Raw genomic sequence first — 9,293 nt, forward strand, 5'->3', positions numbered from 1 at the left:
CCAGCCTCTGTTCGCCGCCCATCCAGTCTGGTGGTGCGCCCAAGGGGCCATTCTTGCTCGGTTCGGCCCGCTTTTTGAAGCGCTGAGGGTCTTTCTGGTCGCGGCCCTCGGTCTTAGCTTTGCCGAGGGGATTTCTCGGCCTTGCCATGCCTTACGTCCCTATCTTGGGGTCAACTTTTGAATTGCGGACGTGCGCGGAAAAGACCCCGACGGGTTCGCGGCCCCTAGTGTGTTGCACTTCTGCACCACCCCCACCCATGCCACCCAATTTCAGTTGCATTTCAGTCACACCGGCCAACCGTCAGAACTGAACGTCACCACAGTCTGACCGCGGTCTTCCCGCTGGCCTCGCGATCCGTGACAGGGCGAACACGTTGACACGAATGGCCCAGACCAGAACAGGCCAAGGTCGCCTCTGTGCGGGATCGCATGGTGAACCTCCGTTGCAGGTTCAATGTCTTCGCGCTCAAGGCACCACTGACACAACGGATGCAGCCGCAGCTGCTCTTCCCGAAGTCGCCGCCATCTGGCCGTGCGATATAGCCGCCGGTAGGCTTCGGCTTCATCGCTTCGTTTGTGGGTCACAGCCCGAAGATGCTGCCGAGAGACGGGCCGGCAACTCGTGCCCGCATAGCGCGCCACCAAGCCTTCATCTGATCGCTGACGCTACTGCGCTCAAAGGCGTCGCAGAGCGCGACGAGATCCAGCTTGGCGGTCATGCATCCCTCCTAGTGACTCTGATAGGCCGATTGCGGGCCTGGCGCGGCGGGTGCTCCACACGCCTTGACCACATCTCATCGAACGCCCGATGGCTCGCGCGAATGCGACGCCAAACCGACAACGCGAAGCAGAAAGCGATGAGCGTGAACCCGGCATAGGCGACAAGAACAACCGTTCCGGCTGCTGCGGCCCAAGCCAAGAATGATGGCATGTCCATCCGTTATCTCCTCAATAGGATGGTGGCGGTGCGCAGCTGGAATCGAACCAGCATCGGCGGTTTTGGAGACCGCCGCCTTACCGTTAGGCCATACGCCCTTGATTGAAGACGGGTAGGCTTAGCGCCCCACCATAGCTTGGCGATCACGCAGTGATTGCGGAACAATCAGCGTTTGTGTCAGGGTGTGGCCGCAAGCATCAGTGGGCGGAAGGAGTTTCAGATTTCGTAGCGTGGGCTATGTCGCCTGATGCCGTCCAACTGAGGGAGCCTGATGATAAGGGCAATCTCAACCCAGCTTGCTGGAAAGGAGGCCATGTGACCTATTTTGACATGCTAACACTCTGTCTGGCGACACCTACAGCTATCGCTGCAGCTCTACAGATTAGAGATATGCTAAAGCGCCGATAAGGCGCTTGGATTAGGCGTCGCCCACGCGACGTCTAGTTTCCATACGAAAACGACCCACGGGGTGATAAGGCCCATAGGTCGTTCTCTCGTATATGCACGTTGGAAAGTATGTGGTCTGTGACCCTTTTGACGCTGTGTAGATACTACACAAACTGTCTAAGGTCAATGTTTGCATTCGCGTATTCGCAAAAGGAGCGCGGCGGCCTCAACGCACGAGGGGAGACCGCCGCAGGTCCCAAGGCGGCGGGAGGAGAAACCGCGCCAAGGGATTGGTAAAGCTAGAAGCGCAACGGCCCGACAGAGCCCATCATGGATTGCAGCTTGAGAGTTACCCATGGCTCGCACGCGGCCTAGGGTCGGTCGCTATAAGGGTGCGCACCGAAGGGATTGGGCAGCTCGTGCCCTCACCTATACAGGTGGCGGGAACCCCAAAAAGCGGCCCTAGGCAGCAGCTTTTTTCATAGCGGCGAGAAGATTGTCGTTTGCAGCCATCAACCTGCGCATTCCACGCCGCTCGCTCGCGCGCCTGTCGCCTGGACCCCCGATATCTGCAAGGCTCCGAGCCTTGGACGCATCGGCCAGCGTCTTACGGTCAGCATCCGAGAGATCGGCAAGAGCTCGCATCCAAACCTCCCGTTCAGCGATGGACGACGCCAGGTCTTCCCAGCCCACCGAACCACCGCCGGAGCACGTGGTTTTCTTCATGCCGAGGAAGCTATCGCTTACCTTGGGGGTGCCACACGGCAGGCCCGCTGGGAACTTCGTGAACGTCACCTTGGCCATGTTCGTATTGGCCGTCGCCTCACGCAGCATCTCAGCAGATTCACGGGCCGTGTAGCTCCTGCCGGTTCGCCGCTTTCGCTTGCCCGCGACGAACCGCGCAGCCCTAGTATCCAGCATGTTGGCGAAGTAGCGATTGCTACCGACGCTCTGGGATCCGCCCCCTCCGGCCGGCATCGTTAGGCGCTCCTGAGCGCCAACCATAGCCCCGACGGGCAGCCGCCGGTCATACTGGACGACCTTCCCGTCCACCGTCAGCTTGAACGCCTTCTCCGTTTGTCCGCCGTCGGAGAACTGCAGATGACCCAAACGGGTGATGCGTCCCTCGCCATCTCGTTCGATGTCTCCGCCGATCGGGTTTCCTCGATCATCGAACTCAACCCCCGCCAGTGACCGGGCGATCTGCTGAATCGAAGGGGTGATCTCAAGCAGGCGTTCGAGCCTCGTCCCTTCCGCGTCGCTGACGGCGTTGTCGTTATCGGCCACGATCTGCCAGTTGGTTCCGATCTGGCTGGGCAACTCGTTTGTCTGGGAGCAGCCCTCTTCCACGCCATCAGGACGATTGCGGTATGCCAGCAAAGCTTGCAGCTGATCTGCGATGGAGCCGTGCCGAGTTGTCTTAGCCATACCGCACCTCAGGTTCTTCCTCAGAATGGTATATGGTATATTATCGGCTTTTGTCCAGCTTGTTATCATTCGCGGCGAGCCATTGCCGCACCTGCCTCTCGGTTTGATCAGCGCATTCAGTTTCCGAAGACGCGGCGATCGTCACGACCCGATGACCGAGCCTCAGCATCGACGCATGCCGCTGGACTTGAGCACTCGATAGTCGGCCCTTGTCGGTCTTGTACTCGATGAACCCGCACTGGCCTCCCTCAAGGTAGATCCGCAGGTCTGGATCACCCGGCGTCAGGCCGGTAGCGACAGCTTGAGCCTGGGCGGTTGGGCCTCGTTTGCCCGCCGCCATGTCGCCCGCCAGAAGGAACCGCCTGCCGTACTCTGGCATGGAGCGGAGCCGACGTACCGCGGCGGCTTGTAGCTCCCACTCAAGCGCTCCGGCCGGCTTGGCTTTCACGGTACCATCCTTCGCCGTCGTCAGGATGGTGCGGACGCCATTGATGCGGACGGTCTGGGTTGTTTGTTTTGTACGCGGCATGCCGGTCTCCTGGGGTGGTGGTTTTGGTCCGCCGGTTGGTGGCCGGACAGGCAATTGCAAAATGCACGTTTTATATTTCATTCCAGATAGACCCCCATATTAGGTGTAGAGAGATAGGGGCTTACATTTACAACAGAGAGAAATTCTCCCTATAAAAATCAAAGACTTCCTGTTGCAAACGGGGATGCATTTGTTTGCAACAGATGCAACAGATGTCAATCATGTTGCAAAAACGGGTTTCTGTTGCAAAAATTTCTGCAACAGAAAAAGGGCGGCCTAAGCCGCCTCTTCCGTCTTGATCCGAATTCTCAAACCGCGCGATTTCGCTTCCGGCGGGTAGATATCACCGGCCACCGTCAGGCGGTCTAAGGCGGCCTTCACCATGCGGTCGTCAGCCTTTGATATACCGCGCTTGCGCACGAGTTGAGACTGCGCCATCTCAAGCCCTGGTGCTTGCCGAAGCTCGCGCATGATCGCCTTGCACAGTTCCTCGAACTGCGAGCCCGCCATGTGCTCCTGCGCCCCGTTCTCCAGACTATCGATCGACCGCTGAACGAACGCGTAAGCCCATTCCACATCATCGATCGAGACTGATGGATCCGACGGCCGGCGACTAAGAGCGCGAACGGTCGCCAGCTTCACGACATGCTCTGCTGTTCGGCCGATCAGGCCGTCGTGTGCACCATGTTCCTCAATCTGCTCGTACTGCCAATCCTCGATCGACAGCCACCGACGCTCCGCCTCTTCGTCTTCCCAAGGCACCGTATGGAGTATCGGCCGATCCAATGCCATATTCACAGATCGGATGTTGCCGCTTGCTGGGCGAGGAAGATCTGCGCGTGCTTTCTTGATATGAGCAATCAGCGATGACGGCGTCACAAGCAACGGCGCAGCATCCTGACGAACTGGGCGCTCTTTAGCCTCCACCACGATGAGACGAGCAATGAAGCCGTCAGTCATCGTTTCTTCGGTCAATCCCTTATAAAACGTTGTGGGCGTTGACATTCCAAGGATGGAAACAGTTGGGCAGTGCACAGGCGTTGCGCTGCTGTCCTGCGTCGGGTCGGCGTGCTCCTTGCCGCTCCATACGCTTGTGCTTTTGGAGAAGATCTCAAGCAGCACCTTTCGAATGGTCTTAGCCCATGACGACGAGCCCGATCCCGTGACACTCTGCAGAACGACGCCGATTTCATCCCAAGGCATGACAAAACACGGTCGGCGCCGGACAACCTTTTCAATGGCAGATCCCGACGTTACCTCTCCCGGCCCTATGAGCTCAGACATCTGTGCGTCTAGAGCGAGCGTCTGTAGCGATTTATGCGCGTGCTCCTTACCAAACCCCGGCCCGGCAATTCCGATGAGATAAAGGTTGATACCCGCGCCTGTCGGCCCGACCACTCGGCGCCCGAACATTGCTGCAACAAACGCCGTAGCGGATAGGATTGCGAATTCCGGCACTGGTCGTCTGGCATTATCGAGAGACCAATTCGCAATTGCCTCGATCAACCCACCAGCCGCTTTCGGCGTGAACGGGTCGATTTTTCCCCGGGGAGCCCGAACAGGTACGGCAGCAACAGGTTCAACGACTTCCTGCTTCGGCGCGCGATCTTCTTTTGCAGGCTGCTGCAAAGCCTCTTCGAGGGAATTCCTCTTTGCCTTCGAGTTGCGAGCAAGCCTTTCTGCTACTTCGACGTATCGGGCCGTCCAATCATCATCGCTTGGCTTATAACCGGTTTGTTTCACAAGCCATTCATACGCTGGCTCAAAGTATCCGGTGTTGATTGCGGCCATGACGAGATCAATCGGCGTGTAGCTTTGCGTTGCACCCCAATCGTTGATGCCGCTGGGATGAATACCAACATTGAAGTTGTCGACACCGCGCCAGAATGCCCGCGCCCGGTATGTTCCATCACGGTTTCTCTTGCAGTCCGAACCGAACAAATTCGGCACCCATGAATCCAAGTTGGCTAGGGCGAAGCTATTGACCTCACGCCAGATGCTTTCGCCGAAGACATCCTCGCCGCGGCTTGCACGCTCTCGATGATCTTGCACTTCTCCGAACGGACGGAGCGCATCCGCGATCTTGGATGCAATGTCATCTGGGAGTTCCGGAAGATCATCGATAGCCGTATCGATCAGCGTGTCGTCCGTGATCCACTCATAAGCCTTGCCGGAGTCAGGATGAATCGTTGGCGGAAGTACCGTCTGTCGCCCGTGAGCGAGCAGATCCACCACACGCGTAACAAATCCACCGGCAAGCATTAGGTTATATGGGCGACTGACGATAGCGTCTGACCCACGGTAGAAAGCGCTATACCCCTTCTGCCCCTTCTTTTTGACGAGCGGTGTCGGCAAGACAGACTCGATCGCCTCTCGCAGTTCGTAATCGTCTGTGTCGATATCGATGACCTTCAGGCGTTTATCCAGAGCCACGCAGACACCGGCATCGGCCCATCGTGACCAGATCGCAGTCTCAATCTCCGACGGCAAACGGTCGCAAAAGCGCGACCAGTCCATGTCCCCGTACCAATTTCCGTGGGACATAGTGCCTGGCCGCTTCGAAGCGGGCATGATGGGTATCGCGCTGTATCCCATGTCAACGAGCGTCGCGCCACAGGATGCGTACGGACCGGTCATGATGCTCTCCTGCGTAACGTGGTTTCGTTGGCTGCCATTGAAGGGGTGACCTTGCGATGCCATTCCATGTGGCATTCGCGGCAGAGGTAACTTGTCGGCCACTGATCAGCGTCATCGAATAAGTGCCAAGGAGCCCAGTGGTGCAGCTCAGATCCGGCAGTTGAACCGCAGCGATCGCAGGGCGCGATCTCATGCACTGAGATCGGTTGAAGATCCTGAACAGAGAGTTGGGAAAGCAACATGCGAGGCAGCGGTCCGCTCTTTCCGCCGCACTTCAAACAGTAAGTCTTGTACTGCGTCGTGCCATTTCGACACTCGATCGTACCGACATTCCATTCATTCCGATTCGCGTTGCATCTTCTTCTATGCCTCGGCCCAAAATCTTCTGGAATCGCATCTAGGACACGTCGCTCGACTGGATTTTTTCCGTCATGACGCATGACGCACCTCCACTCCAGCCTCAGCGAACATGATGGCTGCGGCTTCGAATTCTTCGGCCGGCATGGATGTCGTGCCGTCGCCGACAACGACGCATTGAATGCCGGCTTGGATGACGGACCGGGCACAGGATGCACACGGATGATGGGTCACAAAGATCGTGGAGCCTGCCGTCGTGACGCCCGACCGCGCGGCAAAAGCGACTAGGTTCGCCTCAGCATGAGAGGCGAACAGGTACTTCGTCGGCCTCTCTCGCCGCTCATCGCAGTCCACGACGCCCGATGGCGGGCCGTTGTAAGCCGTGAGCAAGACGCGTCGGTTGTCGGTCAGGACGGCCCCGACTTGGGTGCTGTCCTTGCTTTTGAGGGCCGCATGCCGCGCGAACCCCATGAGGTAAGCATCCCATTCCATCAGAACGGTGCCCCCTCACGCAGCAGTTCGCGAAGACGATCAGCGCATCCTTTCCATGCGACTTTCACGATCTCGCGAGCCTCGAGTTCGGACATCTCGGATAGATCGAACTTGTCCAAAGCGGTCAGCATGACGCCAACGGCCTCAACGCCGCCATCAATGGCTTTCTCTTCGAAGGCGTCCAGCCGCCGGGCATCGCGAATGCGGTCCAAAATGAGAAGACACTCCTTGCAGAACCATCGGAAAGGCTGGCCACGGCGCTCGGGTGCCAAACCGGCACCCTCCGCACGAAAGCCGCAGCAGTGGCAGATATCAGGGACGAGATCGGGTGAGACGGCGTTCATGCGACGTCCCTTTTCGGATTGTTGTCGTTGGCGAAATCGAACAAGTCGCAGACGGGCTGCTTGGGTGTTCCGAGTGCCTTGATGTTCTTTTCTGCTTGCCGGAAATAGCTCGGCTTGAGCTCAAAGCCGACGCCTCGGCGCCCCATCTCTACAGCTGCATAAACCTCGCTGCCGATGCCCAAGAATGGTGTCAAAACCGTCTCCCCCGGCAAAGACCAGAGGTCAATGCAGCGCTCGATTACATCGAGCTGCAGAGGCGAGATGTGCTGCTCATCCTTCTCATCGCGACCACCACGATATTGCAGCGTTCGTGTTTGCCGGATGTCGCTCCAAACCGGCGAGGCGTAGCGCTGCCAAACGAAGACGGACCGCCACTGCTCGAAGCTCCAAGGCGTACGCCCGTCGGCTCGGGTGGCTGCCGCATGCCGATCGTAGGCGTCGCGACTGACGTCTAGCCCTCCTTCCGCCTCATCTGACCCAATGAACGCATCAAACATCCCTTCGACTGGTTCCGCGTTCTCTCCAGGCTTCCGGAATGTGACGATGTAGTCGGCGAGACCCTGCCCGCTGATGCAGCTGTCTTTCGTGATCTGCTTGTGCAGAAGCCGAATGGATTTTGTTCGCTGCTGAGCGACCACCGGGTCTTTCCAGATGCAAACCTCGGAATGAAAGATCCAACCTGCGTCTTGATAGGCGCGAATGATCTCTCCGCGGAAGTCGCGCATGCCGATGAAGCCATCACGCCGCTTGCTCGTCGGCAACTGCATGCAGTGCACCGAGTGAAGACGGCCTGGTTTCGTAACGCGCAATAGCTCCTGGATCAGGAAGGCGTAGTGCTCCCAGAATGCTGGCCCTTCGTTGTTCGAGATGTCACGATCAAACGAGCTGAACTTATAGAGGCCTTCGAAGGGCGGCGAATGGATGCCGAAATGAATGCTATCGCCCGGCACGGCCCGAATTAGTTCGCAGCTGTCCCCCTGATAAATGGCGAACTTGTCAGTGACGCTCTGCTTTACAGCCTTAATCACCATATCGGTTAGCGTGGTCATGCGTCAGCTCCGATCCATGAGGGAATTCGCATTGGTTCAGTGGGGCAGTATTTCGCTCGGTCACGGGTGAGCGCGTTGATCGCTGCCTTGTTGATGTTTGCCGTGTGCAGCACCATCGCAGCTGCCATTCGGTCGGCGTCTGCCTCCTTCCTGCGGAGGTTGGCGACCACAGCACCCTCCGTTTCCGCGGCGATGAAGTGGGCCGTGACAGGATTGGTCTGGCCGAACCGATAAAACCGGCGAACCGCTTGGTAGATTTGCTCAAAGCTGTCGTTGAGGCCGACAAAGCCGCAGTCCGCGCAGTGCTGCCAGTTCATGCCGAAGCCGGCGATGGAGGGCTTGGTCACGAGGACGCGGATACGCCCTTCCGAGAACGCAACGAGCTTTCTCTCTTTCTCGTCTTCTTTGTCGGAGCCACGCACTTCGATCGCGCCAGGGATCGCCTTCGTGAGCGCTTCGCTTTCACTGTTGAGGTTGCACCACCAAACGAATGGCCGGTCTGACGGTGTCATGGCTGCGGCCATCGCAACCCGATCACTCACGCTCTCACGACGTGCTTTGATGCGATCTTGAAGTGTCACTGCCTGACTGCCCAGGAGATCCAATGCCCCCGAAGCGGAAACGGTATGGTGGACCTGCTCGAGCGGTGGCAAATTGTAGGCGCCATCCTCGTAGCCGAGGTCGGACGGCTTGCGTAGCAACACGCTCCAAGACGCCATCCAACGCCAGAACTCGTTCTCCGCATGCCCCTTCAGTCGCCACTTCTGGGTGTCGCCTCCGTCGTGCGTGAAGAACGTTGCCAGCATGTCCGTGTAAGACAGGATACCGAGAAATTCGGCGTGGTTGCCAAGCTCCATGAAATCGTTGGGTGCTGGGGTGGCGGTAGCAGCAAGTCGGAATGGGATGTTGTGGCAGGCGGCGATCAGTTCGCTGCGATAGTGGCCCGTTTCGGACTTGAGGATGCTCGATTCATCCAGAACGACGCCGCCGAACTCGCTCAGATCGAAATGTTCGATCTTTTGGTAGTTCGTGACATTGATGCCTGGAGCAACATCGGCTTGGGACTTCACGTGGTGGCATGAGATATCAAACTTCTCAGCCTCTCGAACGATCTGCGATGCGACGGCAAGGGG

The 9,293-nt window shown here is 58.1% G+C and carries 9 protein-coding genes and 1 tRNA gene; 1 reads left to right on the forward strand and 9 read right to left on the reverse strand.

Annotated features, from left to right (window positions below; translation table 11 throughout):
- The coding region (locus tag B146_RS29635; RefSeq protein ID WP_205753721.1) for a hypothetical protein at positions 1–181 on the forward strand (181 nt) is incomplete at its 5' end.
- 400 nt (positions 182–581) lie between these two features.
- Here the strand turns inward: B146_RS29635 and B146_RS29315 are convergent.
- The 9 genes from B146_RS29315 to B146_RS29460 all read right to left on the reverse strand — a co-directional run.
- Positions 582–719: a hypothetical protein gene (locus tag B146_RS29315; protein ID WP_019999056.1), complete on the reverse strand. Its 138-nt coding sequence runs from the start codon at positions 717–719 to the stop codon at positions 582–584.
- A 241-nt stretch (positions 720–960) separates the two neighbouring features.
- Positions 961–1,035: transfer RNA gene (locus B146_RS0124185), tRNA-Trp, on the reverse strand.
- Positions 1,036–1,786: 751 nt separating this feature from the next.
- Entirely contained in the window at positions 1,787–2,752 is a 966-nt protein-coding gene (locus B146_RS0124190; protein WP_019999057.1) for a hypothetical protein, read from the reverse strand.
- 40 nt (positions 2,753–2,792) lie between these two features.
- The gene (locus B146_RS0124195; RefSeq protein ID WP_019999058.1) at positions 2,793–3,281 is read right to left on the reverse strand and encodes a VRR-NUC domain-containing protein; all 489 of its coding nucleotides are present in this window, start codon (positions 3,279–3,281) and stop codon (positions 2,793–2,795) included.
- A gap of 276 nt (positions 3,282–3,557) precedes the next feature.
- Positions 3,558–5,993, reverse strand: coding sequence for a bifunctional DNA primase/polymerase (locus B146_RS28795; protein WP_081631129.1), 2,436 nt, complete (start codon positions 5,991–5,993; stop codon positions 3,558–3,560).
- 354 nt (positions 5,994–6,347) lie between these two features.
- Complete coding sequence (locus B146_RS0124215) at positions 6,348–6,767, reverse strand: deoxycytidylate deaminase (RefSeq protein ID WP_019999062.1); 420 nt, start codon at positions 6,765–6,767, stop codon at positions 6,348–6,350.
- Complete coding sequence (locus tag B146_RS0124220; protein WP_019999063.1) at positions 6,767–7,111, reverse strand: DUF6511 domain-containing protein; 345 nt, start codon at positions 7,109–7,111, stop codon at positions 6,767–6,769. Before B146_RS0124220 ends, B146_RS0124215 begins: the two co-directional genes overlap by 1 nt.
- Positions 7,108–8,160 carry a DNA-methyltransferase gene (locus tag B146_RS28120; RefSeq protein ID WP_019999064.1) on the reverse strand — a complete coding sequence of 351 codons (1,053 nt, stop codon included), beginning with the start codon at positions 8,158–8,160 and terminating at the stop codon, positions 7,108–7,110. The genes B146_RS0124220 and B146_RS28120 overlap by 4 nt, the downstream gene beginning before the upstream one ends.
- Positions 8,157–9,293 (reverse strand): DEAD/DEAH box helicase (locus B146_RS29460; RefSeq protein WP_019999065.1); only part of this gene is annotated, 1,137 nt, incomplete at its 5' end. The genes B146_RS29460 and B146_RS28120, both read right to left, overlap by 4 nt.

The organism is Aureimonas ureilytica DSM 18598 = NBRC 106430, from assembly GCF_000382705.1.
GTDB classification, from domain to species: Bacteria; Pseudomonadota; Alphaproteobacteria; order Rhizobiales; family Rhizobiaceae; genus Aureimonas; species Aureimonas ureilytica.